The 20,027-nt window shown below is 71.6% G+C and carries 15 protein-coding genes; 6 read left to right on the forward strand and 9 right to left on the reverse strand.

Annotated elements, in window-relative coordinates:
* Positions 1–146: 146 nt before the first annotated feature.
* Positions 147–854 carry a TetR/AcrR family transcriptional regulator gene (locus JQN83_RS00065; protein ID WP_208564958.1) on the reverse strand — a complete coding sequence of 236 codons (708 nt, stop codon included), beginning with the start codon at positions 852–854 and terminating at the stop codon, positions 147–149.
* 114 nt (positions 855–968) lie between these two features.
* Between JQN83_RS00065 and JQN83_RS00070 the strand changes: the two genes are divergently transcribed.
* The 4 genes from JQN83_RS00070 (at position 969) to JQN83_RS00085 (ending at position 5,317) form a co-directional block, all read left to right on the forward strand.
* Entirely contained in the window at positions 969–1,949 is a 981-nt protein-coding gene (locus tag JQN83_RS00070; RefSeq protein ID WP_208564959.1) for an NAD(P)-dependent alcohol dehydrogenase, read from the forward strand.
* Positions 1,950–2,261: 312 nt separating this feature from the next.
* The gene (locus JQN83_RS00075) at positions 2,262–3,653 is read left to right on the forward strand and encodes a carbohydrate-binding domain-containing protein (RefSeq protein WP_208564960.1); all 1,392 of its coding nucleotides are present in this window, start codon (positions 2,262–2,264) and stop codon (positions 3,651–3,653) included.
* 165 nt (positions 3,654–3,818) lie between these two features.
* Complete coding sequence (locus JQN83_RS00080; protein ID WP_208564961.1) at positions 3,819–4,412, forward strand: DUF4956 domain-containing protein; 594 nt, start codon at positions 3,819–3,821, stop codon at positions 4,410–4,412.
* Complete coding sequence (locus tag JQN83_RS00085) at positions 4,409–5,317, forward strand: polyphosphate polymerase domain-containing protein (RefSeq protein ID WP_307798929.1); 909 nt, start codon at positions 4,409–4,411, stop codon at positions 5,315–5,317. The genes JQN83_RS00080 and JQN83_RS00085 overlap by 4 nt, the downstream gene beginning before the upstream one ends.
* On the opposite strand, the gene JQN83_RS00090 is transcribed toward JQN83_RS00085, so the two are convergent.
* The 6 genes from JQN83_RS00090 to JQN83_RS00115 all read right to left on the reverse strand — a co-directional run bounded on the left by JQN83_RS00090 (position 5,251) and on the right by JQN83_RS00115 (position 16,054).
* Entirely contained in the window at positions 5,251–5,982 is a 732-nt protein-coding gene (locus tag JQN83_RS00090) for a response regulator transcription factor (RefSeq protein WP_208565772.1), read from the reverse strand. The genes JQN83_RS00085 and JQN83_RS00090 overlap by 67 nt on opposite strands.
* 149 nt (positions 5,983–6,131) lie before the next feature.
* Positions 6,132–7,472 (reverse strand): poly(ethylene terephthalate) hydrolase family protein, encoded by a 1,341-nt coding sequence (locus JQN83_RS00095; protein WP_307798930.1) that lies wholly within the window; start codon positions 7,470–7,472, stop codon positions 6,132–6,134.
* 103 nt (positions 7,473–7,575) lie between these two features.
* A complete protein-coding gene (locus JQN83_RS00100) occupies positions 7,576–8,688 on the reverse strand; it encodes a ricin-type beta-trefoil lectin domain protein (protein WP_208564963.1) in 1,113 nt (370 codons plus the stop codon).
* Between the two features lie 423 nt (positions 8,689–9,111).
* The gene (locus JQN83_RS00105) at positions 9,112–12,993 is read right to left on the reverse strand and encodes a multifunctional oxoglutarate decarboxylase/oxoglutarate dehydrogenase thiamine pyrophosphate-binding subunit/dihydrolipoyllysine-residue succinyltransferase subunit (protein WP_208564964.1); all 3,882 of its coding nucleotides are present in this window, start codon (positions 12,991–12,993) and stop codon (positions 9,112–9,114) included.
* A 277-nt stretch (positions 12,994–13,270) separates the two neighbouring features.
* On the reverse strand, positions 13,271–14,974 hold the full coding sequence (locus JQN83_RS33620) for a PQQ-dependent sugar dehydrogenase (protein ID WP_307798931.1): 1,704 nt from the start codon (positions 14,972–14,974) through the stop codon (positions 13,271–13,273).
* Between the two features lie 33 nt (positions 14,975–15,007).
* The gene (locus tag JQN83_RS00115) at positions 15,008–16,054 is read right to left on the reverse strand and encodes an SMP-30/gluconolactonase/LRE family protein (protein ID WP_208564965.1); all 1,047 of its coding nucleotides are present in this window, start codon (positions 16,052–16,054) and stop codon (positions 15,008–15,010) included.
* Positions 16,055–16,587: 533 nt separating this feature from the next.
* Here JQN83_RS00115 and JQN83_RS00120 point away from each other — a divergent pair.
* Positions 16,588–17,439, forward strand: coding sequence for an SAM-dependent methyltransferase (locus JQN83_RS00120; protein ID WP_244251529.1), 852 nt, complete (start codon positions 16,588–16,590; stop codon positions 17,437–17,439).
* Between the two features lie 89 nt (positions 17,440–17,528).
* Here JQN83_RS00120 and trpS read toward each other — a convergent pair whose 3' ends face one another.
* Complete coding sequence (gene trpS, locus JQN83_RS00125; RefSeq protein ID WP_443674009.1) at positions 17,529–18,644, reverse strand: tryptophan--tRNA ligase; 1,116 nt, start codon at positions 18,642–18,644, stop codon at positions 17,529–17,531.
* A 184-nt stretch (positions 18,645–18,828) separates the two neighbouring features.
* Here trpS and JQN83_RS00130 point away from each other — a divergent pair, with 184 nt between their 5' ends.
* Positions 18,829–19,173, forward strand: coding sequence for a GlsB/YeaQ/YmgE family stress response membrane protein (locus JQN83_RS00130; protein WP_244251530.1), 345 nt, complete (start codon positions 18,829–18,831; stop codon positions 19,171–19,173).
* A gap of 51 nt (positions 19,174–19,224) precedes the next feature.
* Here the strand turns inward: JQN83_RS00130 and JQN83_RS00135 are convergent, their stop codons facing one another.
* Positions 19,225–20,010: a class I SAM-dependent methyltransferase gene (locus tag JQN83_RS00135; protein ID WP_208564966.1), complete on the reverse strand. Its 786-nt coding sequence runs from the start codon at positions 20,008–20,010 to the stop codon at positions 19,225–19,227.
* Positions 20,011–20,027: the final 17 nt, after the last annotated feature.

Here is a 20,027-nt window from a genome sequence, read left to right on the forward strand (position 1 = left end):
CGGTCGGCGTCAGGGCCCCGGTCGGGGACGGTCGCCGACCGGCGTCGGGGCGGTCGGGGCGGGGACGGTGGCCGACCGGCGTCGGGGGCGGTCCGGGGTGCGGTGCGGCGTGACACGCCGGTGAGCGGCGGGCCGACCTCAGCTGATCAGCGCGCCGACGTCCAGCCTTGTGCGCGCAGCCGTTCGATGCCGTCCAGCAGCAGGTCCAGCGCGAACTCGAACTCGAACTGGTCGTCGCAGCCCTGCCGCACGACGGACCCGTCGTCGTGGGAGGCCGCCTCGGCGATCTCGGCGACGTGCGGGAACCGCGCCGCGACCTCCGGCGGCAGGGACGCGGGGGGCGTCGGGGCGGCCGGTCCGGTCCGGCCGGCCTGCCGGGACGCGTCGAACAACTCCTGGCTGAAGCCCAGGATGCGGCTGCCCATGGCGTGCATGACGTGGTGGGTGAGGTCGGTGGAGAGGCCACCGGCGCGTAGCGCCCCGATCATCGAGTCGAGGTAGCCGAGGACGGCCGGCGTCGCCATGGTGCGCGACTCGATGGCGAGCGACGCCCAGGGGTGCCGGCGCAGCACCTGCCGGGCCGACAGGACACGTCGGCGGATGGCGGGCTGCCAGCCGACACCCGTCGTCAGCGGCTCGATCTCGCCGACCACCACGTCGATCATGCCGTCGAGGAGTTCGTCCTTGTTGGCCACGTGCTTGTAGAGGGCCATCGGCACGACGCCCAGTTCCTGCGCGAGGTTGCGCATGCTGAGCGACTCGATTCCGGCCCCGTCGGCCAGCGCGACGGCGGCGCGCAGGATGCGGTCCCTGCTCAGCGGCGTCCGGCGCAGCGTCTCAGCCTGCTCGGCCATCTCGGTCCCTGTCCTCGGTCGGCGAGGGAAACCTTAACCGGCATTGACAGGTGTACGCCGTACACCTACCGTGGTCGACATCTGGTGTACGGCGTACACTCCGAGGAGGGCGAGATGAAGGCGATCGTGCAGGACCGGTACGGGCCCCCCGAGACGTTGACCCTCAAGGACGTCGACGTGCCGGTGCCCACCGCCGACGAGGTGCTCGTGCGGGTCGAGGCCGCCGCGCTCAACGCGTACGACTGGCACGTGATGCGCGGCGATCCCCGGATGGCGCGGTTGGCGCTGGGCCTGACGCGGCCCCGGGCCCGCATCCGGGGTCGCGACTTCGCCGGTCGGGTCGAGGCCGTCGGCGTCGACGTGCGTCACCTGCGCCCCGGCGACAGCGTGTTCGGCGACCTCGGGGACGCCAACGGCGCGTTCGCCGAGTACGTGTGCGCCCCCGCCGCCCTGGTCGCACCGAAGCCGGCGAACCTGACCGCGCCGCAGGCGGCAGCCCTGCCACTGGCCGGGGTGACCGCGCTCCAGGGGCTGCGTGACGCGGCCCGGGTCGCGCCCGGCCAGCGCGTGCTCGTCAACGGCGCCTCCGGTGGTGTCGGCACCCTGGCCGTGCAGCTCGCCAGGGTGCTCGGCGCGACGGTGACCGGGGTGTGCAGCACCCGCAACGTCGACCTGGTCCACTCGCTCGGCGTCGACCACGTCGTCGACTACACCCGCGAGGACTTCACCCACGGGGACCGCCACGACGTGGTGTTCGACCTGGTCGGCAACCGCAGCCTCACCGCGCTGCGGCGGGCACTGACCCCGACCGGGACGCTGGTGCTCTCCGGCGGCGGCGCGTACCGGGGCGGCAGCCTCCTCGGGCCGGTCCGGCTCATCGCGCGGGGGCGGCTGCTGGCCCCCCTCGTCCGGCAGCGCGTCGTCGTCCTGACGGCGACCCCCGGCCGGGAGCACCTCGACACGCTGCGCGCCCACGCCGAGGCCGGCCACCTCACACCGGTCATCGACCGGACCTATCCGTTGCCCGAGGTGCCCCACGCCATCGGCTATCTCGAAGGCGAACACGCCAGGGCGAAGGTGGTCATCACCATCTGACCGGCCCGCAATCCGCCGGCCCCGACATCCGCGACGACGCCGACTCCACGGCCGGGCAGGCTCCCGATTCCCCGGTCAAGCGCGCCCGGCTCAGAGTTGCGTCAATATCAACTGTCAGTCAGCTGGCAATGGTGAAAGCGCTTCGATTTCCTGCTCCAGCACTGTCGGCGAGCGACGAATCTCATTTACCATCGTCGATGCAATGCCTCGTTCATCCGCCGTTCACCCTACCGACGGCCGGCCTTCGAGGCGTCCGCACCGCGCCCGGGACCGACGCACCCCACCCCGCCCGCCCCGAGGAACAGGACCCCCATGACAGCCACCGCACGTCGTACCGCCGTCCTGGCCGGACTCACCGCCACCCTGCTGGCCGGCCCGCTCGCCGTCGCCGCCGTCGCCGCCGCGACCGCCACGATCACCCTCAACGGCTCCGGCGCGAACGTCACCGGCAGCAACGTCACCGTCGCCGGCAGCGCCGTCACCATCACCGCGCCCGGCACCTACGAGATCAGGGGCACGCTGAACAACGGCCACATCGCGGTCGACACCGCCGTCACCGGCACCGTGGAACTCGTCCTCGCCGGGGCCTCCATCACCAACTCCACCTCCTCACCGCTGTACGTGACCAACGCCAGCGCGGTCACCGTCACCCTGGCCGCGGGCACCAGCAACAACCTCACCGACGCGGCCACGTACACCAACACCGGGGAGCCGGACGCCGCCCTGTTCAGCGCCGCCGACCTGACCATCGGCGGTACCGGCGCGCTGACCGTGCGCGCCAACCACGCCGACGGCATCGTCAGCAAGGACGACCTGGTCATCCAGTCCGGCACCATCACCGTCAACGCGGTGGACGACGCGATCCGGGGCAAGGACTCCCTCACCGTCAACGGCGGCACGATCGCCGTCACCTCGTCCGGCGGCGACGGGCTCAAGTCCAACGACACCGAGGCCGGCAAGGGCGTGCTCACCATCACCAACGGCACCATCACCGCCTCGGTCGCCGACGACGCCATCAAGGGCGAGAACGTCCTGAACATCTCCGGCGGCACCATCAACGTCACCCGGTCCTACGAAGCGTTGGAAGGGCTCCGGACCACCATCAGCGGCGGCAACATCACCGTCGTGGCCAGCGACGACGCGGTCAACGCCGCCGAGGAGGGCCTCGGCCACATGGAGCCGTCCGCGATCGCGTTCATCAAGGTCACCGGCGGCACGGTGGTGGCCACCGGCGGCACGGACGGCTTCGACTCCAACGGGTCGCTCACCTTCGCCGGTGGCACCGTGGTGGCCCGGGGCTCCAGCACCCGGGGCGGCGGCGAGGGCGCGATCGACGCCGACGGCCCGATCGCCTTCACCGGCGGCACGGTGGTGGGCGCGGCGCTGACCTCGCTGGCCGTGTTCCAGGCGGTGCCGAACACCGGCCAGGGCTGGGTGGCCCCCCGGTTCAACGCCAACCTGGCCGCCAACACCATCGTGCACGTGGTGTCCGGCAGCACGGTGCTGGGTTCGTACCGGACCTCGGCCACCGTCCGGGAGGTCGTCTTCTCGTCCAACCGGATCACCAACGGCCAGCGGTACGACATCTACACCGGCGGCAGCGTGACCGGCACCAACGTCGGCGGTCTCTACACCGGCGGCAGCATCACCGGCGCCACCCGGGTGCTGACCGGCGTCACCGCCGGCCGGTACGGGCGGTTCTGAGTCCGGGCCCTGCGGTTCGGGCCCGCCCGGGCCCGAACCGCGTAACCGGCCCGCCCGGGGCCCGAACCGCGCAACCGGCCCGCCGGTACACCACCGCCAGATCCGATGCCCCACCGCCGGACGCCGCACACGGCAAACGGCCGGCGGACACCCCAAGGAGCAAATATGTCGCGCTTGGTCCTGGCCGGAGTGGACCTGGTCGCCGTGGTCCTGCTCGTCTTCGCGCTGTACTTCCCGCGCCACCGACGACGGGACCTGGTGGTCGCCTACCTCGGCGTCAACGTCGGCGTGTTCGCCGTGGCCAGCTCACTGAGCAGCAGCACCGTCGGCGCCGGGCTCGGGCTGGGGCTCTTCGGCGTCCTGTCGATCATCCGGCTCCGCTCCACGGAACTCGACCAGCACGAGGTGGCGTACTACTTCTCGGCGCTCGCGCTCGGCATCCTCGGCCCGCTCTCCGGCACCTCGGTCCTGACGGTCGGCGCGTTGACGGCGCTGATCCTCGCCGTGATGTTCGTCGGGGACCACCCCCGACTGCTGCGCCGGTACCGGCGGCACGTCATCGTGCTGGACAGCGCGGTCACCGACTCGGTCGCCCTCACCGCACACCTGGAGCAGCTGCTCGGTGCCCGGGTGCACAACGTCAACGTCGAGCGCGTCGACCTGGTCAACGACACCACCGTCGTGGACGTCCGCTACTCGCGGCCCAGGGTCACCGCCACCGGCGGGCGGCGGCCGGTCGACGCGGGCGCCGCCCGGTGACCGCCCCCGACCCGCCCACCGCGGCCCTGATCCCGCCCACCGCGGCGCTGACCCCGCTCACCGGTGCGCTGGCCCCTCTCACGCCGATCGGGCTCGCGGAACTGACCGAACGCGCCGCGCTACAGACCCGGTTCGACCGCAAGTACCTCCTCCCGCTCGCCGAGCTGCCGCACCTGCTCGCCGGGCTCGACCACACCGACCAGGTGCTGGAGATCGACGGCAGGCGCGCGTTCCGCTACGAGTCGATCTACTTCGACACCGCCGACCTGGTCAGCTTCCGGCTCACCGCCCGCCGACGCCGCCGCCGCTTCAAGATCAGGACGAGGACGTACCTCGACTCCGGCCTCTGCTGGCTGGAGGTGAAGACGGAGGGCACCCGGGGCGGCACGGTCAAGGAACGGCTGCCCTACCGTCCCGACGACAGCGGCACCCTCACCCCCGGGCGGTCGTTCGTCGACGGGGTGCTCGCGGCGCTGCGCACCGGCCCCACCCTGGCCTTCGCGCCGACCCTCACCACCAGCTACCTGCGCAGCACGCTCTACCTGCCGGCGACCGCGAGCCGGGCGACCATCGACGTCGCGTTGCGCTGGGCGGACCACCGGGGCCGTCGGTTGGCGCTACCCGAACTGGCCATCATCGAGACGAAGACCGGCTCCACCGCCTCCCACGTCGACCGGCTGCTCTGGCGGCAGGGTCACCGCCCGGTGGCCATCTCCAAGTACGCGACCGGGCTGGCCGCCCTCGACCCCGACCTGCCCGCCGGGCGTTGGCGGCGCACCCTACGTCGGCACTTCCACCCCACCCTCCACGGGGATCCGGGCGCGCGACAGGAGACGTCTCACCGGGGCGGCCCCGCGACAGACCCCGCCGCCTCCTGCGCCCGTGGGGGCAGCCGTAACGCGTAACCGACACCCCGGACGGTGTGGATCAGGGGCGGGTCCCAGCGGTCGATCTTCCGCCGCAGGCAGTAGACGTACGACTCGACGATCCGGCCGTCGCCACCGAAGCGGTAGTTCCACACCCCGTCGAGGATCTGCGCCTTGCTGACCACCCGGCCCGCGTTGGCGAGCAGGAACCGCAGCAGGTTGAACTCGGTGGGCGACAGCGGCACCAGGCACCCGCCCCGGCGTACCTCGTGGGCCTGCTCGTCCAGCTCCAGGTCGGCGTAGCGCAGCAACCCGCCGTCCCGGGTGCCCTGATCCGCCCGGTAGCGGCGCAGCACCGCCCGCACCCGCAGCACCAGCTCCTCCAGGCTGAACGGCTTGGTGACGTAGTCGTCGGCCCCGGCGGTGAGCCCGGCGATGCGGTCGGCCACCTCGTCACGGGCGGTGAGGAACAGCACCGGCACTCCCGGACCGGGACCCGCACGCAGGCTCCGTGCGACCTGGAGACCGTCGAGATCCGGCAGCACCACGTCGAGCACCACCAGGTGCGGTTCGAAGTCCGCCGCCACGACCAGCGCCTCCCGGCCGCTGGAGGCCACCCGGACCTCGAAGTCGTGCCTTCCCAGCATCGCCGAGAGCAGCGCCCGGAGATGAGGGTCGTCGTCCACGACGAGCACCCTGGGCATCGGGGAGATCACCCACTGTTCGTACGGGACATGGTGGGGAGTGGCCTCGCAGTCGGCTGTGGATCAGCTGTGGGCAACCTGCCGGTCGTGCCACCCGTGGCGCACCGGGGCCGCCCACCCGTCGTGCCGACGGGTGGGCGGCCGACGCCTCAGGGGCTGGTGCAGGTCGGCGACGGGCTGCTCGGCGTGCCGGTGCCGAGGAAGCCGAAGGTCGTGGAGGTGCCGGGGGCCAACGCACCGTTGTAGGAGACGTTGCGGACGGTCGCGGTCGAGCCGCTGGTGCTCAGCGTGCCGTTCCAGACCTGGCTGATGCCCTGTCCACTGCCCAACTGCCAACGGGCGGTCCAGCCGTCGACGGCGGCGCTGCCGGCCGTCACCGTGACCTCAGCCTGGAAGCCACCCGACCACGAGCCGATCGTGCGGTACGTCGCGGTGCAGGCGGTGCCGGGCGGCGGGGTCGTCGGCGGCGGGGTGGTCGGCGGAGGCGTGGTGGGCGGTGGGGTGGTGGGCGGTGGGGTGGTCGGCGGTGGGGTGGTGGGCGGTGGGGTGGTCGGCGGTGGGGTGGTGGGCGGTGGGGTGGTGGGCGGCGGGGTCGTCGGCGGGGTGGGCGGGATCGTCGGCCCGCCCGGCGGCACCAGGGGGCAGGTGGAGCTGTACCGGGAGACGCCGGTGCTGTTCGCCAGCGGGCAGAGGAACTGCGTGTAGCGGGTGTCGTAGTCCAGGAAGATCTTGAGCCAGGGGATCAGCAGCCGCATCTCGGTCGGGTTCGACCGGGTGAACGACAGGTGGTCGTTGCCGGCCAGCTCCGCCCAGGCGTGCTCCACCCCGGCAGGCAGCGTGTTGTAGATGCCCTGCACGTAGGACGGGGTGACGGTGCCGTCGTTCTGCCCCGACAGGAGCAGGGTGGGGACCTGGGTGGTCGACATGTTCAGGTTGTTGCCGGGCGTACCCGGGGCGAGGCCGACCGCGGTCCGCAGCGACGGCCGCCGCAGCGCCGCCAGCAGGGTGCCGGCCCCGCCCGCGGAGTGGCCCATCACGCTGAGCCGGTTGGGGTCCACCCGGCTGCGCACCGGGCTGGTCCGGGTGAGGTAGTCCAGCCCCGCGAGCAGCTGGGTGGCCCGGGCGTCAGCACCGTCGGTACGGCTGTTGGTCTCGATCCCGAGCACCACGAAACCGAAGGACGCCAGCCAGGGGCCCATCCAGGCTTCCTCGTTGGCGAACAGGGCGGAGTACCCGGGCACGATCGCCACCGCGCCCCAGGTGCCCAGGCTGGTGTCGGTCGGGTAGTAGACGAACCCGCCGTTGAAGCCGTTGCCCGCCGGCACGGTCGCCTGCGTGGTGGCGAACGGCCCCCGGGTGGCGGCCACACTGGCCGGGGTCGGGTCCGGGCCACGCTGGTAGGGGTTGTCCGCCGCCGCTGCGGCGTGCGGCATGCTCGCGGTCGCCACGAGGCCGAGGAGCACCACGAGGCCGGCCGAGAGCCAGCTCACGAACCGGGGTACGGAGGTCCGGCGGCCGGCCGGGGGTGGGGTCGGGGGTCGATCTGTCGGTAGCGTCACTTCAGGCATCTCCTTCGGTTGACGGGGCTGCGGACTACCGCCGGCTCCACTGCTGGTTGGCCTGGCCGTTGCAGGTCCACAGGACGAGCTTCGTGCCGTTGGCGGTGGCCCCGCCGTTGGCGTCGAGGCAGAGGCCGGACTGCACGCCGGTGATGGTGCCGTTGGCGTTGAGGTTCCACTGCTGGTTGGTGCCGCCGTGGCAGTCGTACGTGGTGACCAGGGTGCCCGGGGTGGTGCCGTAGCCGGCGGCGTCCAGGCACTTGGTACCGAGCACGGTCAACGCCCGGCCGGAGGTGTACGTCCACTGCTGGTTGGTGCCGCCGTGGCAGTCCCAGAGCTGCAGCTGGAGCCCGTTGGTGGTGGCGGAACCGGGCACGTCGACGCACCGGCCCGAGGGGGTGCCGACGATCGTGGTGGTCTGTCCGCCGCTGTTGCCCGGGTTGCCGATGCTGCCGGGCACCGACTGCAGGGCGCTGTACCAACGGGCGGCCATCTTGTCGTAGCCGCCGGAGGTGGGGTGGATGCCGTCGATCAGGTCGGCGGTGGACAGGGCGCTCTGCATGTCGACCAGGTGCACCCGCTTGCCGGCGTTCACCTTGCTCTGCACGATGCCCGGGATCGCCGCGTTGAAGGTACGCGCGGCCGCCGCCTGGTTGCCGTTGGAGAGCGTGATGATCTGCGCGACGAACACCTCGGCGGTGGGTGCGGTGGTGGTGATCTTGTCGATCAGGGTGGAGAGCCGGTTCGGCGCGGTGCCCACGTTGTAGTTCTGCAGGATGTCGTTGGTGCCGATGTGCAGCAGCACGGTCTGCGGCCGTTGGTTGTTCAGCCAGCCGACGATGTTGGCGTCGATCTGGTCGATGCGCCAGCCGGGGTGCCCCTCGTGGTCGTGGTCACCGAGGCTGCCCGGCCCGTTGAACTGCGATCCGGTGAAGTCGGTCGTGTAGCGGCCGGCGGCCAGGCGCTGCCAGAGCCCGATCCGGTAGCCGCCCGGCACCTGGGTGCCCTCGGTGATGGAGTCGCCGAGCGGCATCACCCGTACCCCGCCGTTGGATTCGGCGTGGGCGGGGCCGGTCGGTGTCACCACCCCGGCGGTCATGACGCCGAGTACGGCGAGCGCCGCGAGCCATCGTGCCCTCGTTCGCATGGATTTCTCCCCTGGATCGGTGGAGCTGGCCGAGGGCGTGGGCCGGTCGGACGGCCACCGTGGTGAGGGGCGGCACGTCGGTGACGCGGGGCGGCCGGACCGGACAGCCCACCGGCCGCCGGTCCCGCCGGGCACACGCCGATCGCCACCTCGACAGGACGAGGTGGTCTCGGCACCGGGACGGGTGTGAGCGTTAACAAAGACCATTGTAAATACTTGTCGCTGACCTGGTCCAGTTCGGCCCACCAGCCACCCCGGGCGCAAGGCGATCGGGCACCCGGACGGGCCGACGCCGCGACACCCGTCCGCTCCGGGAGACGTACGCCCCGACCGAGGTCACCGGCTGACCCCACCACCCGAACCCCGACGGACGGGGCGGCTCACCACACCGGCGGGCCGCCCCGTCCGTTCGTCACCCGTACCTCAGGGCTGCGGCAGCGCCGCGTCGATGATCGCGGCCTGCTCGACCTCGTGCTGCTTGGCGGAGCCGACCGCCGGGGCGGCGGCGGCCGGGCGGGAGATGCGGCGCAGCCGCACCCCGTCCAGGTGCTCCACCAGGTTGAGCGCCACGAACGACCAGGCACCCTGGTTGGCCGGCTCCTCCTGCACCCAGGCGACGTCCTCCGCGTGGGGGTACCGGTCGAGCACCGCCCGGAGTTCCCCGACCGGCAGCGGGTAGAGCTGCTCCAACCGGACGATGGCGGTGTCGCCGATGCCCCGGTCGGCGCGGGCCTGCACCAGGTCGTAGTAGACCTTGCCGGAGCAGAGCAGCACCCGCCTGACCCTCCCGGCGGACGGCACCCCGACACCCGGCCCGCCGTCGTCCAGCACCGGCTGGAAACCGCCGGTGGTGAAGGCCGCCACGTCCGAGACGCAGAGCCGGTGCCGCAGCAGCGACTTCGGCGAGAAGACCACCAGCGGCTTGCGCTTGGCCGACAGGGCCTGCCGGCGCAGCAGATGGAAGTAGTTGGCCGGGGTGCTGGGGATGGCGACCCGCATGTTGTCCTGCGCGCACAGTTGCAGGAAGCGCTCCGGCCGCCCGGACGAGTGGTCCGGCCCCTGTCCCTCCTGCCCGTGCGGCAGCAGCAGCACCAACGACGACCGCTGACCCCACTTCAACTCGCCGGAGGAGAGGAACTCGTCGATGATGGACTGCGCACCGTTGGCGAAGTCACCGAACTGCGCCTCCCAGAGCACCAGCGCCTCGGGGTTCTCCACCGAGTAGCCGTACTCGAAGCCCATGGCGGCGTACTCGCTCAGCAGCGAGTCGTGCACGAAGAACCGGGCGTCGCCGGTGGCCAGGCGGGACAGCGGCAGGTACGACTCACCGGTGGCCGCGTCGACGACCGCGGCGTGCCGTGAGGTGAACGTGCCGCGTCGCGAATCCTGGCCGGCCAACCGGACGGTGACGCCCTGGCCCAGCAGCGAGCCGAAGGCGACCAGCTCACCGAAGCCCCAGTCGATACCGCCCTCGACCGCCATCCGCGCCCGCCGCTGCAACACCTGCTGGACCCGCTTGTGCGCGGTGAACCCCTCCGGCAGGTGCAGGTGCGCCTCGCCGACCGCACGGACGGCCGCCGCGTCGACGGCGGTGTCGACCTGCTGTTCGGGCGCCGCGGACCAGGACGGGCGGGTCCGCGACGGCGCGACGGCCACGTCCCGGCTGGCCTTGAAGACCCGCTCCAGCTCAGCCTGGTACTCGCGGAGCTGCTGCTGCGCGGTCTCGACGGTGATGTCGCCCCGGCCGATCAACTCCTCGGTGTAGATCTTCCGGACGCTGCGCTTGGCATCGATGATCTCGTACATCCGGGGATTGGTCATCGACGGGTCGTCGCCCTCGTTGTGCCCACGGCGGCGGTAGCAGACCAGGTCGATCACGACGTCCTTGTTGAACGCCTGCCGGTACTCGAAGGCCAGCCGGGCGACCCTGATCACCGCCTCCGGGTCGTCGCCGTTGACGTGGAAGATCGGCGCCTGGATCATCCGGGCCACGTCGGTGCAGTAGAGCGACGAACGGCTGTACTCCGGGGCGGTGGTGAAGCCGACCTGGTTGTTGACCACCACGTGCACGGTCCCGCCGGTGCGGTAGCCACGCAGCTGGGACAGGTTGAGCGTCTCGGCGACGACCCCCTGCCCGGCGAACGCGGCGTCACCGTGCACCAGCACCGGCAGCACCGTGTAGCCCTCCAGGCCCAGGTCGAGCCGGTCCTGCTTGGCCCGGACGATGCCCTCCAGCACCGGATCGACGGCCTCCAGGTGCGACGGGTTGGCCACCACGCTGACGGTGGTGCAGTGCTGGCCGTCGGGCGTGGTGTACCTGCCGGTCTGCCCGAGGTGGTATTTCACGTCGCCGGAGCCGTGCGCCGAGTCCGGGTCCATCTGGCCCTCGAACTCGTTGAAGATCTTCTCGTACGGCTTGCCGACGATGTTGGCGAGCACGTTGAGCCGGCCCCGGTGGGCCATGCCGATGACCAGCTCGTGGAAGCCGCCCTCGGCACAGGCCTGGAGCACCTCGTCGAGCAGCGGGATCAGCGACTCGCCACCCTCCAGCGAGAAGCGACGCTGACCGACGTACTTGGTCTGCAGGAAGGTCTCGAACGCCTCGGCGGCGTTGAGCCGGTTGAGCAGGTGCTGCTGTTCGTCCGGGTCCGGCTTGGTGTACCTGATCTCGATGCGCTCCTGGATCCAGCGACGCTCCTCCGGCTCCTGGATGTGCATGTACTCGACGCCGACCCGGCGGCAGTAGGTGTCCCGCAGGACGCCGAGCACGTCACGCAGCCGCATCTTCTGCCGGCCGGCGAAGCCACCGACCGGGAAGGTCCGGTCGAGGTCCCACAGGGTCAGACCGTGTTGCAGGACGTCCAGGTCGGGGTGCCGGCGGATCGTGAACTCGAGCGGATCGGTGTCGGCCATCAGGTGCCCGCGCACCCGGTAGGCGTGGATCAGCTCGATCACCCGGGCGGCCTTGTCGATCTGCCCCTCGGAGGTCCGGGCCACGTCCCGCATCCAGCGCACCGGCTCGTACGGGATGCGCAGCGAGGTGAAGATGTCGTCGTAGAGGCCGTGCTCACCGAGCAGCAGCTCGTGGACCGTCTTGAGGAACTCGCCGGACTGCGCGCCCTGGATCACCCGGTGGTCGTACGTGCTGGTCAACGTGGTGACCTTGCTGATGCCATGGTCGGCAAGCGTCTCGTCGGACATGCCCGAGTACGGCGCCGGGTACTCCATCGCGCCGACGCCGATGATCGCGCTCTGGCCGGGCATCAGCCGGGGCACCGAGTGCACGGTGCCGATGCCACCCGGGTTGGTCAGCGAGATCGTCGTGCCCGAGTGGTCCTCCATGGTCAGCTCGCCGCGCCGGGCCCGCCGGACCACGTCCTCGTACGCCTGCCAGAACTGCCGGAAGTCCATGCTTTCGCACTTCCTGATCGACGGTACGACCAGGGTGCGGGTGCCGTCCGGCCGGGCCAGGTCGATGGCGATACCGAGATTGACGTGCTCCGGCTGCACCAGCGCGGGCTTGCCGTCCACCTCGGCGTAGGAGTTGTTCATCTCCGGATGCGCGACGACCGCGCGCACCAGCGCCCAACCGATCAGGTGGGTGAAGCTGACCTTGCCACCCCGGCCCCGGGCGAGGTGATTGTTGATCACGATGCGGTTGTCCACCAGCAGTTTGGCCGGCACGGCGCGGACACTGGTGGCGGTCGGCACGTGCAGCGAGCTGCTCATGTTCTGCACGATGCGGGCCGCGACCCCGCGCAGCGGGAGCGTGCTCGCGGCGGTGGCCGGGTCACCCGCCGCGCCACCGCCGGACGTCTTCCCACCGGTCGCCCGGGTTCCGCCGGACCGCCCACCGGGCGACCCGGCCCGCTCGCCGGACGCGGGAGCCCGCCCGGCCCGGGCGGTCGGTGGGGTCGGTGCGCCCGCCCCGGTCGCCGCCCCGGCGTGGGCGTCCACGGGCCCCACCACATCCGGCGCAGCCGCGCCCTCTCGCGCGGGCGAGTCCCGAGGCAGGGCGGTCGAGCCCGGCGGCGGGGTGGGCGTGGCCGGCGGCGGGGCGGTCGAGCCCGGCGGCGGGGTGGGCGTGGCCGGCGGCGGGGTGGGCGTGGCCGGCGGCGGGGCGGTCGAGGCCGGCGGCGGGGCGGGGGTGGCCGGCGGCGGTCGGTAGTCGGCGAAGAAGTCGTGCCAGGCATGGTCGACGCTCGTCGGATCGGCCAGATAGCGCTGGTGCATCTCGTCGACGATCCACTCGTTGGGACCGAAATCCGCGAGCGGATTGTCCTGCGAGGTCTGCTGGGTCGACACAGCCGGGTTCGCCTCTTTCACCTCGGATTGACGGCACGCGGCGATCTCATCACGGTGGACGGAAACCACGTCCGATTCAGGCTACGCCGACACGTCCCAGCATTGTGGACACGGCCCACCGGCGGATCCCGCTCCACCGGAGGTCCGGTCCCGCTCCGCCGGGGGTCAGGTGCGGGCCCGGGCCGGTGCGGTCGCCGACCGGGATGGTCGGCGACCGCACCGCAGGTGGTGGTCCGGTGGTACGCCGTCGCGGCGACCGGACGCGCAGCGGACCCGGCTACCTGCCCAGGGTCACCTTGAGGATCCGCTCGTTGCTGTTGTTGGGGATGCTGTCCTTGTCGCCGCCGGTACTCGTGGTCAACCACAGGTTCCCGTCGAGGGTCGGCTCGACGGTCCGCAGCCGGCTGTACGTGCCGACGAAGTACTGCTGCACGTCGGTGAGGGTGTTCCCACTGATCACCGCCCGGTACATCCGGTTGCCCCGCAGGCAGCCGAGATACAGCACGTCCCGGACGATGGCCAGGCCGCTGCACGACGCCTCCGCCACCGGGTAGGTGCGTACCGGGGCGATGAAGTTCGGGTTGGTGCAGCTGCCCGTGGTTCCCTCGCAGGCCGGCCACCCGTAGTTGCCGCCCCGGACGATGATGTTGGTCTCGTCCATGACGTTGTTGCCGAACTCCTGCTCGAAGAGCCGGCCCCGGGAGTCGAACGCCAGCCCCTGCGGGTTGCGGTGCCCGTAGCTCCACACCGCGTTGCCGAACGGGTTGTCCGACGGCACGGTGCCGTCGGGGCGTACCCGCAGCACCTTGCCGCCCAGGTCGTTGACGTCCTGGGCGCGGTCCGGGCTCTGCCCGTCGCCGGTGGCGGCGTAGAGCATCCCGTCGGGGCCGAAGCGCAGCCGCCCGCCGTTGTGGTACTTGTTGCGCGGGATGCCGGTGACCAGCACCTGCACCGTGCCGGTCTGCAACGTGCCGTCGTAGCGGATGCGGACGATCCGGTTGTCGGTCGTGGTGGTGTGGTAGATGTACAGCCACCGGTCGGTGGTGAAACTCGACGACACGGCCAGGCCGAGCACCCCGCCCTCGCCGTTGGTGCCGGCCACGTTGGGCACCGTGCCGATGCTGCGCTTGTTGCTGCCGTCCGGGTTCATCGCGACGACGTCGAACAGGTCACGCCGGCCGTAGAGCACCGTGCCGTCGGGCAGTTGCACCAGCCCCCACGGCAGGTCCCGCTCGGTGGTGACCACCGTGGTGCCGCAGACCGCACTGGTGCAGGCCGACCCGGTACGCACGGTCACCGCGCTGCTCGCCGTGGAGGTGTTGCCCTGCGCGTCCCGGGCGACGACCGTGTACTGGTACTCGGTGGCGGCGGCCAGCCCGGTGTCGGTGAACGAGGTCGCCGGCGGGTTGGCGGCCGTGCCGGTGACCGAGCCGACCGTCACCCCGCCGCGCAGGATGTCGTACCGGGTGACCGCCACGTTGTCGGTGGACGCCGTCCAGGTCAGGGTCACGTCGGTGCCGTTGGCGGTGCCGGCGAGGTTTGTCGGGGTGGTGGGCCGCTGGGTGTCCGACTGGCAGAACGGCGGTGTCACGGAGAGCGTGGCACTGGCCTGCGACACGTTGCCGGCGGCGTCCCGGGCGTTGACGTACCACCCCCAGGTGACGCCCTGCGCGACGGTGAGGGTGGCGGTGAGCGTGTTGCCGGCGACCGAGGTGACCAGTTGGCCGTCGTGGTAGATGTCGTAGTACGCGACGCCGACGTCGTCCCGGGACGCGGACCAGGTGAGCGTGACGGACTGACAGGTCAGCCTGCTGCTGCGCAGGTAGCCCGGCGCGGTGGGCGGCCGGGTGTCGGCGGCGGCCCGGGCGAGGGTCGTCCCGCCCGGCGCGGTCGGCGGGCCGGCGGAGACGGGTGCGCCGGCCAGGATGGTGCAGGCGCTGGTCAACAGGGCCAGGGTGGCATGCCGAGGACTGATTCGCACGCGATACGTACCTTTCTCAGAGCCTGGTCGTGGTCAGTACGGGTAGCCGGGCACGTTGAGCCGCACGCTGTACAAACCGGAGTCGTTGGTACGGCCCGAGGTGACGAAGAGGGTGCGCCGGTCGGACCCGCCGAACGCCACGTTGGTGGTGCCGCTGGGGCCGGACCGGATCGTGCCGAGCTGGCTGCCCGTGGGCGAGTAGACGTGCACCAGCCCGTCGCCGCCGGACGTCCAGTAGACGTTGCCGGCGCAGTCGATCGTGCCGCCGTCCGGACCCCCGACGTAGTTGACGAACACGCTGCGGGGGCCGGTGCTGCCGTCGGGCTGGACGGCGTACTTGTAGATCTTGTTCTCGCCGTAGGCGCCGACGTAGAGGGTGCCGCCGTCCGGGGAGAGCGCGATGCCGTTGGGCTGGCGCAGCGCGTCGTCGACCAGCGACACCTGGCCGTTCGAGACACGGAAGACGCTGGTCCGCCCGCCCATCTGGTCGGGGCGGTTGCCGCGCTGGAAGTTGGGGTCGGTGAAGTAGACGACGCCGTCGGAGCGGACCGCCACGTCGTTCGGCGAGTTGAACGCCCGGCCCTGGTAGTTGCCGGCGACGACCCCCCGGGCCAGGTTGTCGAGCCGGTACGTCGAGACGCTGCGCTGGTCGTGCGTGGCGGCCACGAGCTGCTGCCCGTCGGGGGTGAGCGCGAGCCCGTTGCTGCCGGCGTTGCCGAGGAAGGTGTCGAAGGTGGCCGGCGGGGTGAACCGCCTGATCGTCGACGGCTGGACCCACTCCGACCCGGTCGCCGCAGCCATGTCGGAGAAGAGCAGGTAGCCCCGGTCGGCGATCCAGACGGGGCCCTCCAGGAAGGCGAAGCCGCCACGGATCTTCGTGGCCGTGACCGAGGTCGACGGCAGCGGCGGGCCGTATCCGGTGCCGGTCGGGCAGACACCGGGCGGTGCGCCGGGCGGGCCGGCGAGGGCGGCGGGCTGACCGGCCAGCGGTGCGGGCGCGGTGTCGGGGCCCGCCGGGACGGCGGCGGGCAGGGCGAGCAGGAGGCTGGCCAGCACGGTGGCGGCCGGTTGCAGGACCATCGGGAACTCCGATCGGCGAACGGAGCGGCCGTCGTTGGCGGTCGCGGGGTGGCACCGGCATTGATACACCGGCATCGATGTGTCACGGGCAGCATAAATTAGGAACCACCCCACCGCATGGGTGGCGATCCACCGATCCCGGCAATGATCCGGATTTCTTACTAAGATGCTGGTCAATGTCGATGGACTGCGGGGAACTCCCGGACACCGACCACCGGGCCGGTCCACATGGTGATCGGGTCTGGTCGATGGACTTCCCCGCGTCCGTCTGGCCGCTGCGACGCGGCCCGTCGCCGCACGGCGGAGACGTTCCGTCGTCGACCATCGTGGACCGGTCGACTGTGGACGCCGATCGGGTCGCGCAGACGCACCGACAGTCCTGATTCGCACTCTCCTGCCGCGTTACCGACAGAGGCGGAATCGACGATGGGAGCGCGCTCATCTACCCTCAGGGCAGATCCGACCCACGTCGTGGGCCGGCACCGGTTCGGCAGCCATGGGTGTCGTGGTCTCCCCGCCAGTATTCACCGACCATGGCCCTGTTCGGAGGGATCGAAGCGTTGACGAGCGACAAGGTGGCGCCGCCGGGCGTCGACACCACCCGGCCCAGCATCGCCCGGGTGTACGACTACTACCTCGGCGGCAAGGACAACTTCGCGGTCGACCGGGAGGCCGCCCAGATGGCGATGCAGGTCACCCCGGACGGTCCGGAGGCCGGGCGGGCCTGCCGGGCCTTCCTGCGCCGGTCGGTCCGCTACCTGGCCGCCGAAGCCGGCATCCGCCAGTTCCTCGACCTCGGCTCCGGCCTGCCCACCCGAGGCAACGTGCACGAGATCGCCCACCAGGTCGACCCGGACGCCCGGGTGGTCTACGTGGACAACGACCCGATGGCCCTCGCCCACGGCCGGGCCCTGCTCGCCGACGCCCGGACCACCACCGTGGTCGGTGCCGACGTCCGGCAGCCGGACGAGCTGCTGGCGGAGATGCGCGACCGCAAGCTGATCGACTTCGACCAGCCGGTCGGGCTGCTGCTCCTGGCGATCCTGCACCACCTGCACGACGACGACGATCCCGCCGGGGTGGCCCGCCGGCTGATCGACGCCCTGCCCACCGGCAGCTACCTGGCCATCTCGCACTTCTACGACCCGGGTGAGACCCAGCCCGAGGTCTCCGCGAAGGCGCGGGCGGTGGAGAAGGTCTTCAACGAGACGCTGGGCACCGGCCGGTGGCGTACCCGCGACGAGATCCTCGGCTTCTTCGGCGACCTGGAGCTGATCCCGCCCGGGCTGGTCCCGCTGGCCGAGTGGCACCCGGACGGCGAAGAGGACACCAGGCAGACCGCGACCTACCACACCATCGTCGGTGGGGTGGCCCGCAAGGTCTGAACGTCGGGCACTGCCGTCGGTGACCTGCCGCCGGCCCCACCCGTGGCCGGCGGCAGGCTCCCCGAGCACGCCACCGGCCACGGCCGGCGTCAGTAGCAGGTGTTCATCGCCGCCCGCACCTCGGCGAGGGTGGCGTCGGCGACCGCGCGCGCCCGCTCGTTGCCCTCACCCAGGATGGCCCGCAGGTGGGCACGGTCCTGCCCGTACTCGGCCCGACGGGCCCGGATCGGGGCCAGGTACTCGTTGACCGACTCGGTGACGACCTTCTTGAGCGCCGCCGCCCCCGCCGACCCGATGTCGGCGGCCACCTGCTCCGGGGTACGCCCCTGGCACAGGCCCGCCAGCAGCAGCAGCGACGACACCTCCGGTCGGGTGGCCGGGTCGTAGCTGATGTGCCGCTCCGAGTCGGTCTTGGCCCCCTTGACCAGGCGGGCGGTCTCGTCGGCGGTGGCGGCCAGGGTGATGGCGTTGTTCCGGCTCTTGCTCATCTTGGTGCCGTCCGTGCCGAGCAGCAGCGGAGCACTCGACAACAGCGCGTCGGGCTGGGGGAACACCGCCTTGCCGCAGCCGTACCGGTCGTTGAAACGACGGGCGATCGTCCGGGTGAGTTCGAGGTGCGGGAGCTGGTCCTGGCCGACCGGCACCAGATTCGCCTTGCAGAACAGGATGTCGGCAGCCTGGTGGACGGGATAGGTGAACATCAGGCCGCTGACGGCGGACTGCCGCGAATGCGAGATCTCGTCCTTGACGGTGGGATTGCGGTTGAGTTCCGACACCGAGACGAGGCTGAGAAACGGCAGCATCAACTGGTTGAGCGCCGGCACCGCCCCGTGCGTGAAGATCGTGCTGCGGGCCGGGTCCACTCCGATGGCCAGGTAGTCCAGGACCAGTTCCTCGACGTGCTGGAGCAGATTGTCCGCCACGTCGCGGTCGGTGAGGACCTGGTAGTCCGCGATGACCACGAACAGCTCCACCCCGAGTTCCTGGAGCCGGACCCGGTTGTGCAGCGTGCCGAAGAAGTGACCGAGGTGCAGGCGGCCGGTGGGACGGTCACCGGTGAGCACCCGGAACTGCCCCGGATCCTTACGGATCAGCTCCTCCAGCACGGCGCTGCGGGCCTGCGCGGCGGATGTCCCGAGCACGTCGGTCGGCCGGGCTGAGGCAGCGGCACCGGCATCTTCGGTCTGGGGTACGGCGGAATTCACACCATCTCCTGAAGGGTCGGTCTCGACGCCATGATGACACGGACCCCACTTCGGACACCGGCGACGCGATCCCGACCCCGCACCGAATCGGCGGGGACCGGATGACCGTCCGCGGCGGTGCGGAGGTTTCCGGTGGTACGCCGGGCGGGCATGTACTCCGCCACCCTCGGGAGGGAGTGACTCGATGCTGGTGACCGGTTATCTCGGTGCGGTGCTCATCGGTGCCCTCGTCGGCCTGCTCGGTCGGCTGGTGCTGCCCGGCCGGCAACGGATCGGTGTCTTCGCCACCTTCGTCATCGGTGTCGGTGCGGCCGTGCTCGGCACCGTGGTCGCCCGGGCGTTGGGCATCGCCGACGATGCTCCGGTGCAGGTCTGGGTGCTGCGCTGGGACTGGATCGTGCTCGCGCTCCAGGTCGGCTTCGGGGTGGTCGGTGTCGCCGTGGCGAACATGCTCACCTACACGCGGCTCGCCGGTGGCGACGACGACCGCCGGCGACCGACCCGGACCAGGACCCGCACCCGGAGCTGACCGGGTGCGGGTCGGGCGGGGCCACGGCCGGGCGGTACGGAACCGGTGCGGTCAGCGGCGGGCCAGCCAGACCGTCCGCCCGGTACGGACGCTGAGGTCGGCACGGGTCGCCAGACCTGCCACGGTCTGCTCCAGGGCGGAGAGGTCCAGGGCGGAGAGCCGCCCTTCCAGCCCGTGGCGCATCCGGCTCAGCGTGGCCCGCGCGTAGCGGGTGGTGGCGGCCGGTGCCGGTGGTCGCAGGTCGATGTCGAAGTGCCGCTCGGTGACCGAGGTGAATCCGGCCTGTCTCATCCGCTCGCCCCAGTTCTCGTGCATGTGCAGGCCCGCCTCCTGCCGCCGCTTCGCCGCCTCGGCGTGCCAGCGCCGCTCCACCTCCTCGTCCGGGGTGCCGGTGAGGAAGTGCGGGAACGATTCCAGTTCGGCGATCACCAGTAGACCGCCCGGTCGCAACATGCCGTACGCGGACGCGAGCGCGGTCGCCGGATCCTTCATGTGGTGCATCGACGCGGCGGCCCAGATCACCTCGACCGGCCGGAGGTCGGGCCAGGGCTGGTCGAGATCGGCTTCGACGGTGCGGATCCGGTCGCCCAGCCCGGCCGCGTCGGCCCGGTCACGCAGGTGGGACAGCATCTCCGGGGAGAGGTCGACCGCGGTGACGGTGGAGCCGGGCAGCTCCCGCGCGAGGGCGAGGGAGCCGGTGCCGGTGCCGGCACCGAGGTCGACGACGTGGGGTTGCGCGGTGGCCTCGCGGCCGACCCAGCCGATCACGTCGCGGAAATACTCGTGGAGCACCTCCGCGTCCAGGTCGAGCAGCTCGATGAGGTGGTCGTGTGCCATGGGGAAACGGTAGCCCG

The organism is Micromonospora antibiotica (assembly GCF_017599305.1).
GTDB lineage: Bacteria > Actinomycetota > Actinomycetes > Mycobacteriales > Micromonosporaceae > Micromonospora > Micromonospora antibiotica.